The following is a 21,859-nucleotide window of genomic DNA, read 5'->3' on the forward strand; positions in this document are numbered from 1 at the left end:
TATAATTTTATTAAAAATACTGTTAAAACTTGATTTTTCACAAGAAAACGTTTACTATATTATGTGAACTTTTAGAAATAGTTGGAGAAAATGATGGCATTTACAACAGAGGAACGCTACAGAGCTTATGCTGACTGGACACCCGAACATATTGAAAAAATTAAAAAAAATACAAATAGCTCCCCTTGGAGAACCCATTTTCATATTGAGCCACCACACGGACTTTTAAATGACCCCAACGGCTTCTCCTATTTCAATGGAAAATGGACCCTTTTTTACCAATACTTTCCATTTGGTGCAGCTCACGGTCTCAAATCATGGGTTCATACCGAATCAACCGATCTAGTCCACTTTGAAAAGACTGGAACAATTATCTATCCGGATACACCACTTGATAGCCACGGAGCCTACTCTGGTTCTGCCATGGAATTTGGTGACAAACTCTTTCTTTTTTATACAGGAAACGTTCGTGATGAAAACTGGATCCGCCATCCTTACCAAATCGGTGCTTTGATGGATAAAGACGGTAAGATTGAAAAATTAGATAGGATTCTGATTGACCAACCGGAAGATACGACCGATCATTTCCGTGATCCGCAAATCTTCAACTACAAAGGGCAATATTATGCCATTGTTGGCGGACAAAATTTGAACAAAAAGGGAATTGTTAAGCTATATAAAGCTGAAAACAATAGCTACCTTGACTGGTCTTTCGTTGGTGATTTGGATTTTGCTAATGATGGGACCGCTTATATGATGGAATGCCCTAACATTGCCTTTGTCGGTGAGCAACCTATCCTCCTCTACTGTCCACAAGGTCTGGATAAGTCTGTTTTGGACTACGGAAACATTTATCCAAATATGTACAAGATCGGACAGAGCTTTGACCCGGAGACGGCCACCATTATCGATCCGAGTGAGTTGTTCAATCTTGATGATGGTTTTGAGTGCTACGCAACACAGCTCTTTAATGCCCCCGATGGGCGAGCCCTATCTATCAGCTGGCTAGCATTGCCAGATGTCGAATATCCCACAGATGCTTATGATTACCAAGGTTGTTTGTCATTGGTAAAAGAGTTGTCTATCAAGGATGGAAAGCTTTACCAGTACCCTGTTGAAGCTATCACCAGTCTTCGACAAGAAGCTCTTCCATTTGCTTCGCAGAAGGAAACCAATAATATTTACGAATTGGAGTTGCACTTTGCAGCCAATAGTCAACATGAAATCGTGTTATTCGCAAATGAGAAAAACAAAGGATTGGTCTTGCAAGTGGATACTGAGAAGGGGAAAATCACCTTAGAGCGTGGCAACTGTGGTCAACCGTTTGCTCTTGACTTCGGGACGAAACGCTCTTGTGAGGTTGAAGCAGGAGCCATTGCTGCCACTATCTTCATAGACAAATCTGTCTTTGAAATCTTTATCAATAAAGGAGAAAAAGTATTTTCTGGTCGTGTCTTTCCAGATGCGGATCAAAATGGTATTGCTATTACTGCTGGCAATCCAACCGGAACCTACTACCATTTAGATTATGGTCGCAAAACTAACTGATGTCGCACAATTAGCCGGTGTTAGCCCGACAACAGTCTCACGTGTCATCAATAAAAAAGGATACCTATCTGAAAAAACCATCCGCAAGGTAGAAGAAGCCATGCGAGAATTGGGATATAAACCCAATAACCTAGCTCGCAGCTTACAGGGTAAATCAGCAAAATTAGTAGGACTTATCTTTCCTACAATCAACAATATTTTTTACTCTGAGTTGATCGGACTTCTGGAAAAAGAATTGTTTGACCGAGGTTACAAAACGATTATCTGTAATAGCCAACATGAGTCCGATAAGGAACGCGAATACTTGGAAATGCTAGCCGCTAATCAGGTTGATGGAATTATTTCTGGTAGCCACAATTTAAACATTCAGGACTATGATCGCGTTATGGCCCCCATTATTGCCTTTGATCGCAATCTTTCACCATCTATTCCAATCGTTTCTTCTGATAATTTTTCTGGTGGAGTCTTGGCTGCGCAAACCTTACAAAAAGTCGGTTGTCGCAATCCTCTAATGATCACTGGCAACGATGATTCCAATTCACCAACAGGTCTACGGCAGATCGGCTTCACTTCCATCCTGAGCCAAGCTAAGGTTTTTCACATATCGAGTGATTTCTCTCCTATCCGAAAAGAGATGGAAATTCGAACTATTATAGAAAAACATAAACCCGATGGAATCTTTGTATCTGGAGATGCCACAGCCATGTTGGTTTGGAATGTCGCCCGCTCACTGGAACTATCTATTCCAAAAGACATCAAGCTCATCGGCTACGATGGAACGAGCTTTATCGAAAGCTACTATCCTCAGCTTACAACCATTAAACAACCGCTAGCTGAAATTGCTCAATTACTGGTTGATCTTTTGATAGACAAAATTGAAGGGAAAAAATTAAGCAAAACCGACTACATCCTTCCCATTTCATTATTGGCTGGATCTAGTGTCTAATGAAAACCTGCTACCTGTTTGTGCTGAGTAGCAGGTTTTTATGCTTAAAATACCATTCCCTCAACTATCTCAAATAACGATTCAAGTTAAGGGGATTTACGGCATTCTAATAAGCAGCTTATTAGGATAACTGAGCAGAGTACAAAAAAGAAGCCTAGCTGAAAAGAACCTCCTTATAAGAACAGTATAGTACTTTTTATACTGTCCATTATAAGGGGTTCTTTTCACTAGGCTTCTTCTTTTATAAATTGACTCAAAACGCCATTGACAAACTTAGCTGAAGCTTCATCTGAAAATTCTTTAGCTAGTTCAATAGCTTCATTGACCGCTACACGATCCGGTGTTTCCTCAAAATACGAGATTTCAAACAATCCCAATCGCATAATGTTCTTATCAATCAGGGTCAATCGGTCTAGGGTCCATCCGGCTTTCAGTCGACTGGATAATTCCTTATCCAGTTCCTCGCGATAATCTGCCACACCATTTACAAGATTGAGCAGGAAGAGTGGAATTTCAATCCCATCCTGTTCTTCCTCTTTATCATAAAGATAGGAAAATTGAGCTGCTTGAACTGGTTCTTGACCAAATTCTAGCGATACGATTGCCTGCAAAGCACACTTACGCAAGGCATGTCTGTTATTCTTCATCAAGGAAATCCTCTCCGAACAAATCTTTCAATGCTGGTTTTGGCGTTTTATCAGGAACAATACCGTTAACATGGATATTAACTGCGGTCACTTGGACTTCCGCATAATTATATACCGCTACCTTAACCGCACGCTGAATTTCCATAGATACAGCAGGGACATTTACACCATACTCTAGGTAGACATAAATATCTGCAATCACTCTACCTTCTTCGTCAGTCTGAAGGTAGACACCCTTATTCAATGATGTTTTTGACCAACTATCTGCTACACGCTTATTTTGAAGCGAGTGTACTCCGTCAACCTTAGCTGCGGCAATACCTGTAATTACTTCAAGTACGCGAGGCGCAATAACAATCTCACCTTGATATTCTGTTGTCATGAGCTCTCCTTTCTCAAGAGGAAACGTTTAAGCGCGTGAAACGTAAGTTCCCTCTGCTGTGTTGATGACGAGTTTTTGTCCTACTTCGATAAAGTCTGGCACGTTTACCACAAGACCTGTTTCCATAGTAGCTGGCTTACCTGAACCTGTCACAGTCGCCCCCTTAATGGATGGCTGTGTCTCAACAACTGTCAATTCAACGGTTGTCGGTACAGTCACACCAATTACCTCTGTCCCATAGAACTGAATTTTCACATCTGAGTTTTCCAAAATGTAAAGCAATTCTTCCTTGATAGTTGCCACCGGAATTTCATACTGATCATAGGTTTCAGTGTTCATGAAGTAAGCAGTGTCATCCATTTGATAAAGGTACTGAGCTGGAACGGTTTCGATGATCGCTTGCTCAAATTTTTCATCTGGACGGTAGGTCGTATCAAACGTAGAACCTGTACGCACATCACGTAATTTCATACGCATGATAGTGTTTCCTTTGCCCGGCTTATGGTGACTTGCATCTAAGACCTTAATCAACTTACCTTCCGTTTCAAACGTCATTCCCGCTCTAAGTTTACTTGCTTCAATCATGTAACATTTTACCTCGCAAAAATAATTTATTCGTTTCATTCTACCATAAAACAGCAAGATTCTCAAATCTTTACTAGTCTTATATCATGGAAAAGGATATGTCTGCCTTTCAGAAAGAGTAGGGATTAAAATGGTTTGGATCGGATCGAAATTCTAGCAATTTTTTGATTTTATCACCTTCAAAATCAGCAATCGTTATACTATATCCTTTTTCATCGGGTATCAGAAAAATGCTATTGAGAACCACATGTCCCTTTCCCAAGCTACATTGCAGCCTCCATTCTCCTTCCCTTCCTCTTTGATTCCAATCATAAAACTCACTTTTTACTTACTTGATTCCTTGATAAACTGATTCACGAGATTCAGTATAATAACTATCATCCGTAAAAATATTAGCTAGTTATGTTCTAGCTTATTGACATCAAGCCATCATAGACCACTGCATTCATTTTGCTTTGCCCATGAGAGTCTTCCTTCGTTACTTCAAAACAATCAATTCTTTCGGTGCTAAAGTCAAGACTTCACAACCAGTTTCCGTAATGAGAAGGTCATCCTCAATACGAACACCGTATTGATTATCCAAATAAATTCCTGGCTCATCTGTCAGAACCATGCCTGCCTTGATGGTTTCATCAGATTTTCCAAAATAGGGGTACTCATGGACATCCAAGCCCATACCATGCCCAATACCATGCGTAAAGTTGGCACCGTAGCCTGCATCACTAATGATCTCACGCGGAATACGATCAAAGTCACGATAGGTGATACCTTCCTTGGCTTGCTCAATCAAGGTCTTATTGGCATGTAAGACTACATCATAAATCTCACGCTCTTGGTCTGTCACATGACCGATATGGATGGTTCGTGTCATATCACTCACATAGTGCTGATAGTAACAACCAAAATCCAACGTCAAGGTCTCGCCTGACTGAATCATCTTATCAGATGCTCGTCCATGCGGCATGGCAGAACGATAGCCAGATGCTACAATGAACTCAAAAGAAGCTCCTTCTGCTCCGAGCTGACGCATACGGTAATCAAGAAAATGATTGACATCCATCTCTGTCGTCTGACCAGGCTTGATAAAATCCAATACATCTACAAAAGCCTGATCTGAAATCTGACAAGCACGACGAATTGCAGCTATTTCTTTTTCATCCTTAATCATACGCAAATCTTCGATAAAGTTTGACATAGCAACCAGTTGATAACCCTCAAAAATGCTGGTCAGACTTTGATAGAAACCATAGGTCACCTCGCTATCAAAACCAATGGTTTCAAGCCCATCTTCCTTAATCACCTTTGCAATCTCTTCAAGGGCAAAACGGCTCTCGATAATATCAAAACCTTTTACTGATGCCTTGGCTATCAAGGTATAACGCGAATCAGTCACAAACAAGCGACGCTTGCCACTGATGAAGACAGTCGCCTCTGTCCCCCAAAAACCGGTTAGGTAGTAGATATTATTCTGTCCTGTCACTAAAATCCCATCAACTTCTGACTGGGCTAGCTTACTCTCAAATTTTTCAAGTCTTTTTTGCATCGTATTCCTCCAAAGATTTTGTAATTATTATAGCAAAAAAACCGGAAAAAGCAGGAATTTTTAAAGGAAAAGACTCTCGGAAAAAACGACTACCTTTTGTGTTGGATTATCGCACTCACTTACTATCATATCATGATCTCTTTTCTACTTAATCAGAAAAACTACAAATAAATCTGCTATTACTAAAAGTACCATTCTTAAAAGCTAGTTTTTATAGTTATGAATGAACTTTTGTTATGATACATATTGTGTTATAATGAGGAAAAAAGGAGGATTTCAGCATGAGGAAAACAAAAATTTATTTATTTGACATCGCGAATTTAATTATTTCATTCCTAATATGTAGATGGGTCTTTATGGACTTTTTCTATTTTTATATTATCTCTATTTTTGGCTTCCCAGCTTCAGGTATTGATTTCTGGAGACCCCTTACGATTATACTGGTAATATCGTTTATCCTCTTTACGTTTTTAAGAGCGATTTATACGAAAAGGATTAGTCCAACAGCTGCCAAAATGATTTATATTTTATATTTTGTTACCCTGTTATATGCCTTACTCTTTAAGAATATCGGTGTGAGAGGCTTTAATTTTAATATTATAACTTTTCTATTGGACGCTTTTACCATTGATTCTACTGTTCCACTTTTAAATGTCTTAATTTTTATACCTTTGGGGACACTCTTTAGCTTTGATTACAAGAAAATTTTACTATTTATTTCTGTAATTTCTGCTGTAGAGGTAGCACAATACTTGTTCTCACTGGGCTTCTTTGACGTAGGAGATATTTTTACTAATACAATTGGATTTGTGATTGGTACTTTTATTCGAGACACCAAGATTGGAAAAAAGTTATCAGTATGATAAGGCTGGAAAAAACTAATTAAAATAACAAAAAGGCTTGAAATTTGGTTTAAATAAACCTTAAATTCAAGCCTTTTGTAATATCGCTGATTATTTATTTTCGATAAAAAACCATGATGGATTCTTTTGTATGGATAACTGTGCTTTATATCCGCAAGCAATCGCCATACAAAACCGACTTGCAACATAATAATCCTCTCAATAAAAATAGCCGATAACATAAGATTTTAGTATCTTACATTATCGACTCTGTATCTTTACGTCCGGCTCTTTAATTAGTGGTTTTAAACTTTTTATATTAACCAATGTTTCTAATTTAAGCCAATACAATAAAGAGAAAAAATATTTATTTGGGTATTTTCTTGTGGTTCTATTCTCGTTTTACTTTTACAGATAGGATATAATAACCCGCTTGTCACATTCAATTATTACCTCCATCACTTACAAAATGATAATCCAAGCTCCTCAAGAAATCATAGTAAAATTTAACACAAAAGTGATAACTACTATTTCAAACCTTTAAAACTATCTACTTTAATCTGCTTCATACTAATTCCATTTTCCTCAAGAAAATTCTTCATCATTTCAACATCATCAGGCCGACCAGCTAAAAGATATATAGCTTTATTGCCATATTTATCAACTGCTTTTTTAAAGGTTTCTTGACTTTGAGAACTGCTAGCACTGGTTTCATAAGTTAAATTTGTTACTTTATTTGATAAACTTGTTATTTCTTCATTAAAGACAGTAACACCTTTATCCAAGTGACTAAAGATAATATCCCGTTTGCCAGCCCATTCTTTGATAATTGGTCGTATTGCAGCAATACCAACATCAGATGCAAAACAAATAATAGGTTCTTTACCATCTGAAACTGAAAAATGAGAGTCAACCCAGCTCATCTCAACCTTACTTCCTGCTGGTAAACTGGTCAAACTTTTCTTATACAGACTACCACTATTGTGTGTCAAAATGAGGATTTCATTTTCATCAGGACTGGAAGCTATTGTTAGCCAACGACTATTTTCTTCGTTTTTATCAACGTTCATTGTAGCACCGGATACTGTATCAGTCGTTTCTTGCTTGATCTTCTGAACATCATGTAATCCAAATTGAGCAGAAGAGCCAGCTTTCCATGTCATATTATTCGGTTTCGTCAAACGAATCAAGTAAAGGTCTCCATTGAGATTTTCAATCGTTTTGACTGGCACAGTTTGAGTACGTCCAAAAAAAGTAATACCACCCCAAGCAATAAGACATATAGTTCCAAGAATTGATATAATAATTGTCAACATTTTTTTACCCCTTTTCATCATTTTCCTCATTTCAAAAATTTAAAAGATAGCCAAAAAGCCAATGCGATAGCAGGAATAAAGCCAATCGCTTTGATAGCAAAATCGGTATCTGGCAAGCTGTATATATAAATCATGGTAGTCGCTGCTGCCAACCAAATGCCTGTAATTTGCAAAATGGCAGGTAATCCGTTAATCATACATAACCCTATCGCCAACAAAATCATGCCTCCAGTAACAAAGGACATCAAATCAGGGCTTGATAAATCGATTGACTGTAGCATAGTTCCCCATATAATGACTAAAATACCAATAACAGCGACAGAAATTCCCGCAATGTCCAATCCATTCATCTTTTTTACTCCTTGTTTGTTCATAAAAATACTCCTTTTACGCCTTTGAATGAATATAAAATAAATTCATTCATTTATTCTTAAAAATAAAGAAATTAATTCTTTATTTAAAAATGCCTTTAACAAAATTCGTTGCAAGTATTTCAATCGTTTGGCTAATATTTGGGAAATTATCTTCTGTGATGTGCATATCCATGTAGTAGAACAAGTTATAAACCTGTAGAATATCTTGAATTTGTCCGTGCGAACATCCTTCTTTCACCATTCGATTGGTAAAGGTCTCCACTAAAAACTGATGAAAGTGATTTGCAAGTTTTCCTTCTTCCGAAGAATAATAATTATGCAACTCATCAGAAATAGCAGGATTATACCATTCTACGAGAATTTTATTAGAAGAAATAAGACTTCGTGATTGTCTGAAAATCTGACTGACAAGTTCGACCATATCCATTCCCCAATCAATTTTGTTTATCATTGCTTGACGTACACGATTATTCTCATCTACATAAACATCTAAAAAAATTGATTCTTTACTTTCATAATAGTTATAAAAAGAACCTACCGCTACACCGGCTTGCCTAGCAATTTCTGAAATACCTGTTGCCTTATAACCTTTTTTAGAGAAAACATCATGGGCGGCTGTCTTCAACGCCTGCTTTTTGTCCAATTCTATAAAGCCTCCTCTTTTTATATTGTGAATGAATAAATTTTTGTATTCATTCACAATATACCAAATTATTATTATCCTGTCAATAGAATTATATTTTTATGAATTAACTATAATATTATATCGCTATATAAAACCGACTTGCACCATATATTGTTCATGATAAGCCTCTCAATGAAAATAGTCGATGACAAATGAAAATTTTCCCAATCTCAATCTGAACGATTGCGCTGTTGATAAACATCTTAAAAAGCACCACAATTCCGCGTAGAGATGTTCTCTACTACAGAAACCATGGTGCCAGTTTTTAAAAATTGAAAATGTAATTGCTTAGTCTGTCAGTTTCTTTTGATACTAAGCCTAAATCATAGGCGTTATTCGATTATGCCAAAGATTCAATGCCGGTAGCTATCGAGCAACTGCTCTTCACTTGACTACTCTTTCTATCTCCCGACAACTATCTATTTCAACTTCATTTTTAAATATTGTCCTGTAAAGCTAGCTGGATTTTCCGCCACTTCTTCTGGGGTACCTGTCGCAACGACAGTACCACCACCGATACCACCTTCCGGACCCATATCAATGATATAATCAGCAGTCTTTATCACATCCAAATTATGCTCGATGACCAGAACCGTATTGCCATCATCCACGAAACGAGCCAAAACTTTGAGCAGTTGGGCAATGTCCTCCGTATGAAGACCTGTTGTTGGCTCATCCAAGATATAGAGGGATTTACCAGTTGACCGCTTGTGGAGTTCAGAGGCCAACTTCATCCTCTGGGCTTCCCCACCTGATAGGGTCGTTGCTGGCTGACCTAGAGTAACGTAGCCCAAGCCCACATCTTGTATAGTACGGAGTTTCCGCTCAATCTTTGGAATGTGTTTGAAGAATTCGACCGCATCATTGACCGTCATATCAAGGACTTGAGCAATGTTCTTTTCTTTGTAATGAACCTCTAGCGTTTCTGAATTGTAACGATGCCCATGACAAACCTCACATGGAACAAAGACATCCGGCAGAAAGTGCATTTCAATCTTGATGATACCGTCTCCTGAACAGGCTTCACACCGTCCACCTTTGACGTTAAAGGAGAAACGCCCCTTTTTATAACCACGAATCTTCGCTTCATTTGTCTGAGCAAATAGATCACGAATATCATCAAAAACACCTGTATAAGTAGCAGGGTTGGAACGCGGTGTCCGTCCAATCGGACTTTGGTCAATATCAATCAAACGATCCAAGTGTTCAATTCCTGAAATCGACTCAAACTTGCCTGGCTTGTCCGAATTGCGATTGAGCTTCTGGGCAATGGCTTTTTTCAAAATGGAGTTAACGAGAGTTGATTTACCAGAGCCAGACACTCCTGTCACCGCCAAAAATTTACCAAGGGGGAAACGGACGGTCACATCTTGCAGGTTGTTCTCCTTAGCGCCAGTGACTTCTAAGAAACGACCATTCCCAATACGACGTTCTAAGGGAACTGGGATTTGACGCTTGCCAGATAAATATTGACCCGTAATGGATTTTTTATTCTTTGCCACTTGTGCAGGAGTTCCAGCAGCAACGATTTCACCGCCGAAAACACCTGCACCTGGACCAATATCAATCAACCAGTCCGCCTCGCGCATAGTATCTTCATCGTGTTCTACCACAATCAAGGTATTGCCCAAATCTCGCATCTTCTTGAGACTGGCAATAAGGCGATCATTGTCCCGCTGATGCAAGCCAATGGAAGGCTCATCAAGAATATAAAGAACACCTGATAGGTTTGAACCGATCTGAGTTGCCAGACGAATTCGCTGACTTTCCCCACCTGAAAGCGTACCCGCTGCTCGAGAAAGGGTTAGATAGTTCAGTCCAACATTATTAAGAAATGTCAATCTATCCTTGATTTCTTTGATGATGGGAGTTGCAATAGTGGCTTCGTTGGCAGACAAGGTCAACTGAGATAGAACTTCCAAATGATCAGCTACCGATAAATCCGATAACTGTCCGATATGAAAACCTTTTTCACCACCGACCTTTACAGACAAGGCTTGATCATTGAGCCGATACCCATGACAGGTTCCACAGGTCAGTTCATTCATATAGCTCTTCATGACCGTCCGTGTATAGTCACTATTGGTTTCACGGTAGCGACGATCAATATTTATAACTAATCCCTCAAAAGGAATATCAATATCTCTCACACCACCAAACTCATTTTCATAATGGAAATGGAATTCCTTGCCATTAGAACCGTAAAAAATAAGATTCTTCTCGTCATCTGTCAACTCTTCAAAAGGCTTATCCATATCCACGCCAAAATGATTCATAGCCTGTTCCAGCATTTGGGGATAGTAGTTAGAAGAAATTGGATTCCATGGCGCCAAAGCACCCTCACGCAGAGTCTTACTTGTGTCTGGGACAATCAAATCCAGATCCACCTCTAATTTCGTACCTAGACCATCACAATCGCTACAAGAGCCAAATGGCGCATTGAACGAGAATAGACGAGGCTCTAACTCAGGGACTGTAAAACCACAAACTGGACAAGCGTAATGCTCAGAAAAGAGCATTTCTTTGCCATCCATAGTATCAATGAGGACATAACCATCTGCCAGTCGCAGAGCTGCTTCAATAGAGTCAAAGAGACGAGTGCGAATGCCTTCTTTAACAACAATCCTATCGACTACAACTTCAATAGTATGTGCCTTGCTCTTGGACAATTCTGGCACTTCTGACAGATCATACACTTCACCATTGACACGAACTCGGACGTAGCCATCTCGCTGTATTTTTTCAAGAATGGCCTTATGTTGCCCCTTTTTTCGACGAACGACAGGCGCTAAAATTTGTAAACGTTGGCGTTCTGGCAATTCCAACACTTCATCAACAATCTGCTCCACTGAAGAAGCAGCAATCGCTCCGTGTCCATGGATACAGTATGGCACTCCAACACGAGCATAGAGCAGACGAAGATAATCATTGATTTCTGTCGCTGTCCCAACTGTTGACCGAGGATTTCGTGATGTAGTCTTTTGATCAATAGAGATAGCAGGACTGAGACCTTCAATCGAATCCACATCTGGCTTATCCATATTCCCTAAAAACTGACGGGCGTAGGCGGACAAACTTTCCACATAGCGCCGCTGTCCTTCAGCGTATAAGGTATCAAATGCCAAACTCGACTTTCCTGAACCAGATAAACCGGTTACTACCACTAATTTTTCACGTGGAATTGTCACATCAATATTTTTTAAATTATGGGCACGCGCACCATGAATAATAATATTTTCTTGCATAATCTAAGATACAAAGCCCGTAAAACGCAAAATAAAAATAGGAAATTCGATGAAGAGCGTAAATGCTCTAAGAGGATTTATACTCAACAGCATCCACATCCGTAATCAACTAAAGTCGAAACGGCCGCGTATCTTTTTCACACAGCGCTTAGGGCGTATTCTATTCCTTTCTAAATATAAGTACGTTCACAAAATAACTGGTGACAGTCGTTTGCTCCGCATCACCAGACGAAACTGCCTATGGACAGTTTCTATATCTTGTATTAGCTCAATTTTCAAAAAATATCGTTTTGAAAATCTCACGTCAAGAAAGCGTACAAAAAATAAGATACAAAGAGCATGAAAACTGATTAGTTCCACAGTGTACCTGTACACAAAAGAATGAGTCTTTTTTGCATCATCTTTCTCCCATATTCAGTCCTTTTCCGTACCTAATTGGATAACAATACAAAAATCAGGCTATCCTCCTTAAATATTCCAATTATATCACAAAACTGTAGAAAACTTTTCCTTAACGATACTTTTTTTGGTATAATGGAGGTTGTGCTAATGCGTAAAAGATAAAAGGAGGCAGGGATATGAAACAAATTTTTCTATCAACCATGACTGATTTAGAAGAAGTCCAAACCTTTGAACCAGGTGCTTGGATTAACTTGGTTAACCCCGGCCAGAGTGAATCCCTAGAAGTAGCAGAACATTACAAGATTGATATTGCTGACTTGCGAGCTCCGCTTGATGCAGAAGAAACTTCCCGTATCACAGTTGAAGATGACTACACCTTAATCATCGTGGACGTACCGATCTTGGAAGAGCGGAACAATAAAACCTACTATATTACTATTCCCTTGGGGATTATCCTGACAGAAGATGCCATTATCACGACCTGTTTGGAACCACTACCACTCTTTGAGCAGTTTATCCATCGCCGGTTACGGAACTTCTTTACCTTCATGAAATCTCGCTTTGTATTCCAGATTCTCTATCGCAATGCTCAGCTTTATCTATCAGCCCTACGGACCATTGATAGAAAGAGCGCAGAAATCGAGAAACGATTGCATGAATCAATGCAAAATGAAGAGTTAATCGAATTGATGGAGCTAGGCAAGACAATCGTTTACTTCCAAACCTCTTTGAAAACGAATGAACGACTTGTCAAAAAATTAGCTTCCTCATCTCGTATATTACGAAAATATGAAGAAGATGAAGATCTTCTGGAAGATACATTGATAGAAACCCAGCAGGCAATCGAGATGGCTGACATATACGGAAGCATCCTAACTGGAATGTCTGATGCCTTTGCTTCTATTATCGCTAACAACCAAAATACTGTTATGAAGACTTTGGCTTTGTTCACCATTATCTTGTCCATTCCTACAATGGTCTTTTCTGCTTATGGCATGAATGTGCTTGGAGTTTCTATGCCATACAGCGAGCATCCCCTCTCATTTTGGATTGTGATTGCCATTTCCTTCCTAGCAACTATCCCATTTGTTATTTACTTTAGCTATAAGAAATGGTTTTAAATCAAGGAGAAATTATGTCATTTATAGAAATTAAAGAATTAACAAGAAAAAATCAAGAATTTATCCATACTGCTACCAACCTCTTGATTAAAGACGGTAAATCTGACAGCGAAATCAAGGAATTACTGGAAGAAATTTTACCAACAATCATCGAAAAGCAGAAAACTGGTGTAACTGCCCGTAGTCTCTATGGTACCCCTAGCGAATGGGTAGCCAGCAAGTCAACTTCAGAAGAACAGCAAACTAAAATGGAATACAACGAAAATCCATGGCTTATGTGGCTTGACTCTAGTCTCCTGATGCTTGCAATCATCGCTGGTATCAATGGGTTAATGAATCTTTTAGGTCAAGGAGCTCGGTACGGCCTCCTTACGCTGTTAGTGATTGGCTTTGGAGTCGGTGCTGGTATGTATGTCATGTACCACTTTGTATATAGAGAGCAAATTAAAACTGGGCAACGTCCTAAATTTTTAAAAGCCATCGCCTTTCTTGGTTTAGCAACACTGGCTTGGTCAGCAGTCTTTTTGCTCGCTGCTTTGATTCCAGCAGCTCTCAATCCTGTCTTGCATCCGGTACTCACCATTCTAATCGGTGCAGCAGCCTTCGGTGTTCGTTATCTCTTGAAGAAAAAATACAACATCCGCAATGCTATGACCCCAGTGCAGTAAAATTAAACTCCAAACTGTGGGAGATAAAGCAAGTAATGTTTACAATAGTTGTAAAGAGAACAAAGCCCTCATTAGGAGTAGAATCTTAATGAGGGCTTTTGAATCTTGTTTTCATTCTTCTGTAGGTGGCAGCAATCATGCATAGCATGATGTAGCAGCAAAACAATCAAATTAGCTATTTCCCACCTTTACCACCTGACGTTGGCCGCTACGATCTAGGAAGCTAACTGTTTTTTGCTCCGGCTGATACTCAAAGCTCTCTACTCCAACACTGTGCTTCAACGCAATGCTTACCAAGGCTTCTTCAAAATCATCCGCAGCCATACCATATGCTTTGGCACGTTCGCGCATAGCTAACTCGTACTCATCCAACTCTTCGCTATCCTCGTCTGATTGAATCTCTTCCTCCTCTTCCGAATCAGAATCAATGGATGGCTGAGAAATGGAACCATCATCGGTGCTTGATGAGTGATCAATCTCTGGCTCGGATTGATGTTCCGGTTGAAGGGTAGATAAGGCTTTATCTTGAACAGTTGAATCTGGTAAAGTCTGCTCTGAATCAACTCGCTCTGTATGAACTGGTTGCTCCTGAACTTTCTCATCACCATCACCCTTATCTTCTTCTGTTTTTGTATCTTGTGGTTGATTGCGTAAGGAGTAAATAACAGCATCCTTGACATTAACTAGACTTAAATCTACAGCACCATGACCTTCAATCATTACTAAATTGTCAAAAAGGTAACGAACTTCATGCCGTGGCACACCATATTGCTTAGCAATATAGGCCAATTTCTCTTCATTCGGATCAACAGCAGTTACTAATCCACTATAATCAACCTCATCATAGTCTAAAGGAAGGCGAATGTCTTTCAATTTGACTTCACGCTCTATACCGTCTTTCTGAACAACCACTACTACATCATTGCGACGGTAAACTGATCCACCTTCATTCTGTAGGCGTAAGTAGCTCATTTTCAAACTCACTAGAAGACTTCTATATTCATCCACATCACTGTCGTTTTTTAAACGCAAAGCTACAGGGTAACGATCGAGGTTACCGACATGAGAATGATTTCCATGGGGAATAATAACTTGATTTCCTGTTACAATCAATTGATCAAATGGTACCCCATTTTCCAGAGAGACATAGCGTAATTTAGCTTCAATTTCAGACTTGCTGTAGCCGCTTGGTTTCACAGCAGTCAAATGATTTCTGTTAATATAATTTTGAGCTGCTTCAAGCTCTGAATCTTCTAGTTCATGGTAAAAGATGTAGTGTTCATGATCTCCATGTTCTGCTCGTAACCCTTGATCATCATATTCCAAAATGCTCTCTGCGGTGAAAGTATAGCCATCACTAGTTGTGTAAGGTAGACCATCCATTCCCTTAGCTGTTTTTTTAATATTCTTGCCTAATAAATCAACCAAGCCATGATCATCGTCTGTAGTTGGTGGTGTTGGCTGAGAGGGCTGACTTGGAACATCAGACTGGATAGGCTCACTTGGCTGAGAGAGTAGTTCCGGTTGAACTGGTGGCATACCAATTACAACCATTTTTGAAATTTTAGCCTCCAACTCAGACATATGATCAAATGGTATAAAGTGAAAGTGATCACCATGAGGTACAACAACACCTCGGTCTGTCCGTTTGGTAATGGTTACAGGATCAAAGACCAAACCATCTCCCTCAACGTGGCGCTGCCCAAGTGGCTGAGCATATAACTGTTTCAGTAAATCAACTAAACTCTCACCATTATTATCACTTGGTTGAGGTGGGGCAGGTGGTTGATTGGAATCGGCCATCGGGATAGTTGGACGAGGTATCGGCTGAGATGAGGGGCCACTATACCCATTAGGAATTGGCACTGTTGGGTGCGAATCACCACGACCATATTCTTCTCTCTGGCGGCGTGGTTGAGGTTTCGCTACTAGTTTCTTGTGTTTACTGTCCCAGTAAGCTTGTGCAGCCGCTAGCTCCCCAGCGGACAAATCCTTCTTAGGAATATAGTGGAAATGATCGCCATGCGGTACCAGAAAACCATCTCCCATATCATCAATCACATCTGTAGGGCTAAAAACATAGCCATCATCAGTTGTATAGGGCTTTCCCGTCAAACCTGTTTGACGAAAACTCCCATTAGTCATTCGAGTCACGCCATTAGTAGCGTGACTCGAACGACTATTTCCTGAACTCTGTTGTTGACGACTAATTTCCTCCTTGGTTCGAACATTGCTAGTTTTGCTAGCATCCTTGAGGTAGAGGTAATAGCGGCCTTCACGCTTGATGATATAGCCATCCTTTACCTCATTAACAATATCAGCTTGGTTAAGAATGTAGCTGCTATCTTTGAGAATCAATTCCTCACTGATGATAGCGTCATAAGGTACCTTACCGTTATAATAATGGTAATGATCTCCATGGGAAGTTACATAGCCTTGATCGGTTATTTTAACAACAATCTGTTCTGCATCAATGCCTTCCTTGGCACTCACTTCATCAGGACTCATATTTTTGGTATCAGTAACAACACTGTTTTTATCTGTTGAACTTTGATTCCCTTCTACATACGCTACCCGATTCTGATCCTGGCTGACACTTTCCTGATAGCGCCCCAACTGATAGCATGCTACACCAAGTAGCAATGCTGCCGCTACGCTATAGATATACTTTTTCTTCATAAGTCCTCCCTTTTTGGTTGTCTTTTCACAAAAAACTTAACCAGTTAATATTTTTACTATATCACCGATTCCCCCAATTTGTCAAGTCTTTTTCTGACACACCGGATATATGAATGACAAGTTTCTCCATTGTATCCACAATCCGATTAGGTACTTACTCCTATTCCTCTGCCTTGGAAAGAGCAACTAATATTCATTTTCGATTGGCTAAACTTTAAAGTTCGTCTACTTGGATAACTCCAGCAACTAAAATCTAGAAGGGCTAATTTCTAAACTTACGAAAAAATGACCCACTAGTGATTGCACCTTTCCAGTTTTTAGAGCGTAAGAAAAAATGGCCCACTGGACCATTTTTTTAATCTTCATTTACGAATGGTAAAAGTGCCATAACGCGAGCACGTTTGATTGCTGTTGTTACTTTACGTTGGTTTTTAGCTGATGTTCCAGTCACACGACGTGGAAGGATTTTTCCACGTTCAGAAATGAAACGGCTAAGAAGTTCAGTATCTTTGTAATCAACATATTCAATTTTGTTAGCTGCGATATAGTCAACTTTTTTACGGCGCTTGAAACCGCCACGACGTTGTTGAGCCATGTTTATTCTCCTTTATATTATGATAGTACGGGTCAAAAAGCTATTGAAAGTGGGAAATGCACCGAAGTATATCTACCCCTTGAAAATTCATATCTTTTCAAGCTTTTTCCCAAAACTCAAACCTATCTTGAGTTATAAGTCCACCCCACCTTAGAACGGTAGGTCATCGTCTGATATGTCCATCGGATTGCTTGTCCCAAATGGACTTTCTTCTCGAGCGAAGTTCGGTGTAGATTGTGATGGTGCTTGATAAGATGAGTTATAATCATTTCCCCCAGCAAATGAAGAACCAGTAGAATAACCGCCTTGTCCTTCACGAACAGAGCGACTCTCAAGAAGTTGAAAACTTTCTGCAACGACTTCTGTAACGTAGACACGTTGCCCTTGTTGATTATCATAACTACGGGTCTGGATACGACCTGTAATACCAATCAGTGCACCTTTCTTAGCCCAATTCGCCAAATTTTCAGCTTGTTGGCGCCAAATCACTACGTTGATAAAGTCCGCTTCACGCTCACCGTTTTGATTTTTAAAATTACGGTTGACCGCTAAAGTAAAAGTCGCAACAGCCTGATTAGACGGGGTGTAACGAAGTTCTGCATCGCGGGTCATACGACCAACCAATACTACATTATTTATCATAAACTACCTTCTTACGCGTCAAGTTTGACAATCATGTGACGAAGAATGTCGCTGTTGATTTTTGACAAACGGTCAAACTCTCTGAGAGCTTCATCGTTGCTTGCTTCAACGTTAACGACATGGTAAAGGCCTTCACGGAAATCATTGATTTCGTACGCAAGGCGACGTTTTTCCCATGCTTTTGATTCAACGATTGTTGCACCGTTGTCAGTCAAGATAGAGTCAAAGCGTGCTACCAAAGCATTTTTAGCTTCTTCTTCAATGTTTGGACGAATAATATAAAGAATTTCGTATTTAGCCATTGATATGTTCCTCCTTTTGGTCTAATGACTCATGGTCTAGCCACGAGTAAGTGAGGGATACTCACAGAAAACAATTATACCATAATATTGAAAATGTACAAGTAAAAACCATTTTCTTAAAACGATTTCATCTCTTAGGTGACAATGGCCTGTACTGTTTAAGCTACAATAGCCTTGGCTACCTCTTCTGTTGTCATGCGTGAAAAATAGTGGGTCGTATCAATCTCTTGAAGCTTGGAAAGGACATCTACGTACTCATAACGAGTACCAACAAGAAGACTTTCAATATCTGACACATCTCCTATACCAAAAAAGTCACCGTAAATCTTAATTGATTCGATAACGGATTTTTCTGTCTTGATGTAAGTAGTAATTTTTCCAGCTTGGTAACGAATACTACGCTCCACTGTGTATTCTGGTGTCTGACCATAAGTCCAGTCCCAAGTCGCAAATTGTGTATCACGAATTTCCTGGATACGAGCCAAATCATCTTTTGAAAGAATGTATTCGTCCATATCTGGATATTCCTGTTTCATCTGATTAAGAATGGCCTCCTTAAATTCCAGAACGGTCATCTTCTCAGGTAACTCATTGTTGATATTCGTCACGCGAGCGCGAACAGACTTTACTCCCTTGGATTCAATCTTGTCCTTGCTCACTTTAAGAGCACTAGCAAGAACAGACATATCTACATCAAAGAGTAAGCAACCGTGGTGCATCATTCGCCCTTTAGCATAGGCTTGGGCATTGCCACAGATTTTCTTTCCATCGATTTCAAGATCGTTACGACCTGTAAAATTGGCCTCCACACCCAGAGTTGCCAGAGTGTCAATCACAGGCTTGGAAAAGGTTTTGAAATCAAAAGCTCCTTCATCCGCCTTGTTAGAGATAATAGTATAGTTAAGATTGTTAAGGTCATGATAAACTGCTCCACCACCTGATAAACGGCGAACAACATGAATTCCTTTTTCATCGGTAAATTCTTTATTGATTTCTTCAATGGCATTTTGATGCTTGCCGATAATAATGGCAGGTTCATTGATCCAAAGGATGAAAATCTCATCAATATCAGTCAATTCCTTGAAGGCATAGGCTTCAAGAGCGATATTATATGCTGGGTCGTTGCTGTTATTTATGATGTATTTCATGGATAGTTCCTCTCTTGTTAACTAATTTTTATTATAGTGGAAACGATAACAAAAGACAAGTCCAAAGACCTGTCTTTCCTGTCTAATCAATAACTGCTCCATTTGTAGCAATCACTTTTTTATACCAGTCAAAGGATTTTTTCTTAGAACGTTTGAGACTGCCCTTGCCTTCATTGTCTCGATCAACATAGATAAAGCCATAGCGCTTTTTCATCTCCCCAGTTCCAGCAGAAACCAAGTCTATGCAACCCCAGGTGGTATAGCCCATGAGTTCTACCCCGTCCTCAACAATGGCATCACGCATGGCTGCAATGTGTTGACGGAGGTAATCAATGCGGTAATCATCTGCTACATAGCCGTTTTCATCCGGTGTATCAACAGCACCAAGACCATTTTCTACGATAAACATCGGTTTTTGATATCGATCCCAAATAGCGTTGAGGGTAATGCGAAGACCAAGCGGATCAATCTGCCAACCCCACTCTGATGCTTTTAAATAAGGATTTTTAATAGAAGCAAAGATGTTCCCTGCTGTCTGTTCTTGGACGGCGGGGTCACCAGAAGCAACACGACTAGAATAGTAAGAGAAGGAGATAAAGTCAACTGTATGTTCTTGGAGCAAAGCTAAGTCTTCTTCTGTCATCTCTAGTTCAATACCTGCACGCTCCCATTTCTTCTTAGCATAGTTTGGATAGTAGCCACGCGCCTGCACATCTATAAAGAAATAATTTTCACGGTCTTCTTTCATTGCTTCCCAATAATCACGTGGATGGGCAGTATGTGGATAATACTGACCGGCTGCCAACATACAACCAACCTTATTTTCTGGGTCAATCTCATGGGCCAATTTGGTAGCAATTGCTGACGCAACAAGTTCATGGTGAGCTGCTTGATATTTGACCTGTTCTACATTTTCACCCTCTTCAAAATAGAGGCCTGCTCCCATAAATGGAGCATGGAGAATCATGTTGATTTCATTGAAAGTGAGCCAGTGTGTTACCAACCCCTTGTAGCGCGTAAAGAGGGTACGGCAGAGACGCTCGTAAAATTCCAACATCTCACGGTTACGCCAGCCACCGTAAGTCTCAATCAAATGCATAGGGCAATCAAAATGGGTGATGGTGACCAAGGGTTCAATCCCATATTTATGGCATTCCTTGAACAAGTCTTCGTAGAATTGAAGACCTTTTTCATTTGGCTCTAACTCATCTCCTTTCGGAAAAATCCGTGACCAAGCAATTGATAAACGATATGTTTTAAAACCCATCTCACCAAAGAGAGCAATATCTTCCTTGAAATGGTGGTACATATCAATAGACTCCTTAGCTGGATAAAAGTAACCATCCTCGAAGTTGAACATCTTTCGCTTTCCTGCAATAATTGGAAAACGTTCTGGACCGATTGGTACTACATCCACATTGGCAAGACCACGCCCATCTACATCATAGGCACCTTCACATTGGTTGGCCGCTGTTGCACCACCCCATAAAAATCCTTCTGGAAATACTTTTGTTTCTGTCATGTTGTCTCCTTTGCTTTATCATAAATGGTTAAGTTTTTTATAAAAATCTTCTCTTTAGAAATCGTAAACCTTAAAGTCATGAGCAGAATCAATCAATTTTTCAAATATCATTTGCCCTTTTTCTACCTCCACTGTCAGTTGACAGATAGCACAATTGGATAAGAAGACTCCTGATGGAAATGATACCTCCAAAATCTGTACTAAGCCCCAAATAGCAGCACCGTGACTAACCATGAGAATGGGATCAGCAGAATCAAGCTTTGCCACCGATAGAATAGCTTCTTTGACCCGTTTTCCAACCGCACGAATATCCTCTCCACCAAACGGTACCAAGAGATCTTCAAAAGAACGAGCTCCCGGACGATGCTTTGGAAGAAGCTCTTCTTCTCGTGCTTCAAAAATACCAAAGTTCATCTCTTTCAGCTCCTTAAGCTGTTTGTAGGGAGCATTTGTTACCAGTTTTAGCGTATCGGTCGCCCGTTCCTGAGTTGAAGAGTAAGCCGACTGAAATACAATCCCTTGTACAGCAAAATACTGAGCAACCGCTTGAGCTTGAGTAATTCCTTTTTCAGTCAAGGGAGAATCTGACCAACCCTGAACACGTTTCTGTGTATTGAATAAGGTCTCACCGTGACGCATTAAATAAATTGTTTTTGCCATAAAATCT

General features: G+C 39.7%; 20 protein-coding genes and 1 pseudogene. 5 read left to right on the forward strand and 16 right to left on the reverse strand.

Annotation, left to right across the window (positions count from 1 at the left end; all coding sequences use genetic code 11):
• Positions 1 to 93: 93 nt before the first annotated feature.
• Positions 94 to 1,548 (forward strand): sucrose-6-phosphate hydrolase, encoded by a 1,455-nt coding sequence (locus BZG42_RS07835; protein ID WP_155995828.1) that lies wholly within the window; start codon positions 94 to 96, stop codon positions 1,546 to 1,548.
• Complete coding sequence (locus BZG42_RS07840; RefSeq protein ID WP_155995826.1) at positions 1,529 to 2,494, forward strand: LacI family DNA-binding transcriptional regulator; 966 nt, start codon at positions 1,529 to 1,531, stop codon at positions 2,492 to 2,494. The genes BZG42_RS07835 and BZG42_RS07840 overlap by 20 nt, the downstream gene beginning before the upstream one ends.
• 227 nt (positions 2,495 to 2,721) lie before the next feature.
• Here BZG42_RS07840 and nusB read toward each other — a convergent pair whose 3' ends face one another.
• The 4 genes from nusB to BZG42_RS07860 all read right to left on the reverse strand — a co-directional run bounded on the left by nusB (position 2,722) and on the right by BZG42_RS07860 (position 5,651).
• Positions 2,722 to 3,141: a transcription antitermination factor NusB gene (nusB, locus tag BZG42_RS07845; RefSeq protein ID WP_155962461.1), complete on the reverse strand. Its 420-nt coding sequence runs from the start codon at positions 3,139 to 3,141 to the stop codon at positions 2,722 to 2,724.
• Complete coding sequence (locus BZG42_RS07850; protein WP_024533059.1) at positions 3,131 to 3,523, reverse strand: Asp23/Gls24 family envelope stress response protein; 393 nt, start codon at positions 3,521 to 3,523, stop codon at positions 3,131 to 3,133. Before BZG42_RS07850 ends, nusB begins: the two co-directional genes overlap by 11 nt.
• 27 nt (positions 3,524 to 3,550) lie before the next feature.
• Positions 3,551 to 4,108, reverse strand: coding sequence for an elongation factor P (gene efp / locus BZG42_RS07855; protein WP_024533058.1), 558 nt, complete (start codon positions 4,106 to 4,108; stop codon positions 3,551 to 3,553).
• 478 nt (positions 4,109 to 4,586) lie between these two features.
• Positions 4,587 to 5,651 (reverse strand): M24 family metallopeptidase, encoded by a 1,065-nt coding sequence (locus tag BZG42_RS07860; protein ID WP_155995824.1) that lies wholly within the window; start codon positions 5,649 to 5,651, stop codon positions 4,587 to 4,589.
• A gap of 281 nt (positions 5,652 to 5,932) precedes the next feature.
• Between BZG42_RS07860 and BZG42_RS07865 the strand changes: the two genes are divergently transcribed.
• A complete protein-coding gene (locus tag BZG42_RS07865) occupies positions 5,933 to 6,514 on the forward strand; it encodes a VanZ family protein (RefSeq protein ID WP_155995822.1) in 582 nt (193 codons plus the stop codon).
• A 506-nt stretch (positions 6,515 to 7,020) separates the two neighbouring features.
• Here the strand turns inward: BZG42_RS07865 and BZG42_RS07875 are convergent.
• From BZG42_RS07875 to uvrA, 4 genes are all read right to left on the reverse strand, one after another.
• On the reverse strand, positions 7,021 to 7,827 hold the full coding sequence (locus BZG42_RS07875; RefSeq protein WP_155972090.1) for a ferredoxin reductase: 807 nt from the start codon (positions 7,825 to 7,827) through the stop codon (positions 7,021 to 7,023).
• 8 nt (positions 7,828 to 7,835) lie between these two features.
• Entirely contained in the window at positions 7,836 to 8,159 is a 324-nt protein-coding gene (locus BZG42_RS07880) for a hypothetical protein (protein ID WP_178085425.1), read from the reverse strand.
• A 103-nt stretch (positions 8,160 to 8,262) separates the two neighbouring features.
• The gene (locus tag BZG42_RS07885) at positions 8,263 to 8,826 is read right to left on the reverse strand and encodes a TetR/AcrR family transcriptional regulator (protein WP_178085288.1); all 564 of its coding nucleotides are present in this window, start codon (positions 8,824 to 8,826) and stop codon (positions 8,263 to 8,265) included.
• 461 nt (positions 8,827 to 9,287) lie between these two features.
• A complete protein-coding gene (gene uvrA / locus BZG42_RS07890) occupies positions 9,288 to 12,113 on the reverse strand; it encodes an excinuclease ABC subunit UvrA (RefSeq protein ID WP_155995818.1) in 2,826 nt (941 codons plus the stop codon).
• Between the two features lie 578 nt (positions 12,114 to 12,691).
• Between uvrA and BZG42_RS07895 the strand changes: the two genes are divergently transcribed.
• On the forward strand, positions 12,692 to 13,636 hold the full coding sequence (locus tag BZG42_RS07895) for a magnesium transporter CorA family protein (RefSeq protein WP_155972087.1): 945 nt from the start codon (positions 12,692 to 12,694) through the stop codon (positions 13,634 to 13,636).
• 14 nt (positions 13,637 to 13,650) lie between these two features.
• Positions 13,651 to 14,304 (forward strand): DUF1129 domain-containing protein, encoded by a 654-nt coding sequence (locus BZG42_RS07900; RefSeq protein WP_024533053.1) that lies wholly within the window; start codon positions 13,651 to 13,653, stop codon positions 14,302 to 14,304.
• A 171-nt stretch (positions 14,305 to 14,475) separates the two neighbouring features.
• Here the strand turns inward: BZG42_RS07900 and BZG42_RS10290 are convergent, their stop codons facing one another.
• The 8 genes and pseudogenes from BZG42_RS10290 to BZG42_RS07935 all read right to left on the reverse strand — a co-directional run bounded on the left by BZG42_RS10290 (position 14,476) and on the right by BZG42_RS07935 (position 21,852).
• The gene (locus BZG42_RS10290; RefSeq protein ID WP_443031427.1) at positions 14,476 to 15,888 is read right to left on the reverse strand and encodes a pneumococcal-type histidine triad protein; all 1,413 of its coding nucleotides are present in this window, start codon (positions 15,886 to 15,888) and stop codon (positions 14,476 to 14,478) included.
• Positions 15,868 to 16,983 (reverse strand): annotated as a pseudogene (locus BZG42_RS10295) (pneumococcal-type histidine triad protein); the annotation flags it as partial. The gene BZG42_RS10290 and the pseudogene BZG42_RS10295, both read right to left, overlap by 21 nt.
• Positions 16,984 to 17,338: 355 nt before the next feature.
• A complete protein-coding gene (gene rpsR / locus BZG42_RS07910; protein WP_002939250.1) occupies positions 17,339 to 17,578 on the reverse strand; it encodes a 30S ribosomal protein S18 in 240 nt (79 codons plus the stop codon).
• Positions 17,579 to 17,728: 150 nt separating this feature from the next.
• The gene (locus BZG42_RS07915) at positions 17,729 to 18,220 is read right to left on the reverse strand and encodes a single-stranded DNA-binding protein (protein WP_155995814.1); all 492 of its coding nucleotides are present in this window, start codon (positions 18,218 to 18,220) and stop codon (positions 17,729 to 17,731) included.
• 11 nt (positions 18,221 to 18,231) lie between these two features.
• Entirely contained in the window at positions 18,232 to 18,522 is a 291-nt protein-coding gene (rpsF, locus tag BZG42_RS07920) for a 30S ribosomal protein S6 (protein WP_024533051.1), read from the reverse strand.
• Between the two features lie 158 nt (positions 18,523 to 18,680).
• The gene (locus BZG42_RS07925) at positions 18,681 to 19,670 is read right to left on the reverse strand and encodes a lipoate--protein ligase (protein ID WP_155995812.1); all 990 of its coding nucleotides are present in this window, start codon (positions 19,668 to 19,670) and stop codon (positions 18,681 to 18,683) included.
• Between the two features lie 82 nt (positions 19,671 to 19,752).
• Positions 19,753 to 21,192 carry a 6-phospho-beta-glucosidase gene (locus tag BZG42_RS07930; RefSeq protein ID WP_120172126.1) on the reverse strand — a complete coding sequence of 480 codons (1,440 nt, stop codon included), beginning with the start codon at positions 21,190 to 21,192 and terminating at the stop codon, positions 19,753 to 19,755.
• Positions 21,193 to 21,246: 54 nt separating this feature from the next.
• Complete coding sequence (locus BZG42_RS07935; protein ID WP_155995810.1) at positions 21,247 to 21,852, reverse strand: histidine phosphatase family protein; 606 nt, start codon at positions 21,850 to 21,852, stop codon at positions 21,247 to 21,249.
• Positions 21,853 to 21,859: the final 7 nt, after the last annotated feature.

Source organism: Streptococcus sp. DAT741 (genome assembly GCF_009866825.1).
Lineage (GTDB): Bacteria > Bacillota > Bacilli > Lactobacillales > Streptococcaceae > Streptococcus > Streptococcus ruminantium.

What these genes read in the sequence shown, in the direction of transcription:
- BZG42_RS07835 (WP_155995828.1), top strand. Translation starts at nt 94, where the DNA reads ATGGCATTTACAACAGAGGAACGCTACAGAGCTTATGCTGACTGGACA.
- BZG42_RS07840 (WP_155995826.1), top strand. Translation starts at nt 1,529, where the DNA reads ATGGTCGCAAAACTAACTGATGTCGCACAATTAGCCGGTGTTAGCCCG.
- nusB (WP_155962461.1), bottom strand. Translation starts at nt 3,141, where the DNA reads ATGAAGAATAACAGACATGCCTTGCGTAAGTGTGCTTTGCAGGCAATC.
- BZG42_RS07850 (WP_024533059.1), bottom strand. Translation starts at nt 3,523, where the DNA reads ATGACAACAGAATATCAAGGTGAGATTGTTATTGCGCCTCGCGTACTT.
- efp (WP_024533058.1), bottom strand. Translation starts at nt 4,108, where the DNA reads ATGATTGAAGCAAGTAAACTTAGAGCGGGAATGACGTTTGAAACGGAA.
- BZG42_RS07860 (WP_155995824.1), bottom strand. Translation starts at nt 5,651, where the DNA reads ATGCAAAAAAGACTTGAAAAATTTGAGAGTAAGCTAGCCCAGTCAGAA.
- BZG42_RS07865 (WP_155995822.1), top strand. Translation starts at nt 5,933, where the DNA reads ATGAGGAAAACAAAAATTTATTTATTTGACATCGCGAATTTAATTATT.
- BZG42_RS07875 (WP_155972090.1), bottom strand. Translation starts at nt 7,827, where the DNA reads ATGAAAAGGGGTAAAAAAATGTTGACAATTATTATATCAATTCTTGGA.
- BZG42_RS07880 (WP_178085425.1), bottom strand. Translation starts at nt 8,159, where the DNA reads ATGAATGGATTGGACATTGCGGGAATTTCTGTCGCTGTTATTGGTATT.
- uvrA (WP_155995818.1), bottom strand. Translation starts at nt 12,113, where the DNA reads ATGCAAGAAAATATTATTATTCATGGTGCGCGTGCCCATAATTTAAAA.
- BZG42_RS07895 (WP_155972087.1), top strand. Translation starts at nt 12,692, where the DNA reads ATGAAACAAATTTTTCTATCAACCATGACTGATTTAGAAGAAGTCCAA.
- BZG42_RS07900 (WP_024533053.1), top strand. Translation starts at nt 13,651, where the DNA reads ATGTCATTTATAGAAATTAAAGAATTAACAAGAAAAAATCAAGAATTT.
- BZG42_RS10290 (WP_443031427.1), bottom strand. Translation starts at nt 15,888, where the DNA reads ATGTCTGAGTTGGAGGCTAAAATTTCAAAAATGGTTGTAATTGGTATG.
- rpsR (WP_002939250.1), bottom strand. Translation starts at nt 17,578, where the DNA reads ATGGCTCAACAACGTCGTGGCGGTTTCAAGCGCCGTAAAAAAGTTGAC.
- BZG42_RS07915 (WP_155995814.1), bottom strand. Translation starts at nt 18,220, where the DNA reads ATGATAAATAATGTAGTATTGGTTGGTCGTATGACCCGCGATGCAGAA.
- rpsF (WP_024533051.1), bottom strand. Translation starts at nt 18,522, where the DNA reads ATGGCTAAATACGAAATTCTTTATATTATTCGTCCAAACATTGAAGAA.
- BZG42_RS07925 (WP_155995812.1), bottom strand. Translation starts at nt 19,670, where the DNA reads ATGAAATACATCATAAATAACAGCAACGACCCAGCATATAATATCGCT.
- BZG42_RS07930 (WP_120172126.1), bottom strand. Translation starts at nt 21,192, where the DNA reads ATGACAGAAACAAAAGTATTTCCAGAAGGATTTTTATGGGGTGGTGCA.
- BZG42_RS07935 (WP_155995810.1), bottom strand. Translation starts at nt 21,852, where the DNA reads ATGGCAAAAACAATTTATTTAATGCGTCACGGTGAGACCTTATTCAAT.